1 protein-coding gene is annotated in these 400 nt (G+C 53.0%); it reads left to right on the plus strand.

Translation table 11 applies throughout. The annotated features are described in order from the left end of the window. Positions 1-171 precede the first annotated feature (171 nt). Positions 172-396, plus strand: a complete 225-nt coding sequence (locus EN738_RS35090; protein WP_189606186.1) for an RHS repeat protein — start codon at positions 172-174, stop codon at positions 394-396. The last annotated feature ends 4 nt before the right edge of the window (positions 397-400 follow it).

A 400-nucleotide genomic window follows, 5' to 3' on the forward strand; every position in this document is an offset into this window, starting at 1 on the left:
TCGAAATTGAGAGGAACAGGGAAAAAGATGACGTAGAATTTCTTAGTAGTATCGACGATTCTGAGTGGTATGGGAAAATACTACCAGAAATTGAAATGCGAGCATCGGCGCAATCGTCTTTGCTAAGACGATTCCAATAGCCCGTATGACGGTGATAGTGCGGAGCGTAGATTGAGCTATTTCAAAACCCGGAACCTACGTCTATCCAACGGCATCATCGCCCAGGCCGCATGCGCCAACCTCGGTCGGCGCCAATGCAATGCTTATGATGCCAACGGCAATCTGACCTCCGACGGCAGCCGGACACGCACCTGGGATGAGGCCAATCGGCTGAAGACCGTCATGCTCGCCTCCAACACCGTCAACTCGCCTATGGCCCAGACGGTGCGCGGGTGAAGAA

Source organism: Mesorhizobium sp. M4B.F.Ca.ET.017.02.2.1 (assembly GCF_003998955.1).
Taxonomy (GTDB): Bacteria; Pseudomonadota; Alphaproteobacteria; order Rhizobiales; family Rhizobiaceae; genus Mesorhizobium; species Mesorhizobium abyssinicae.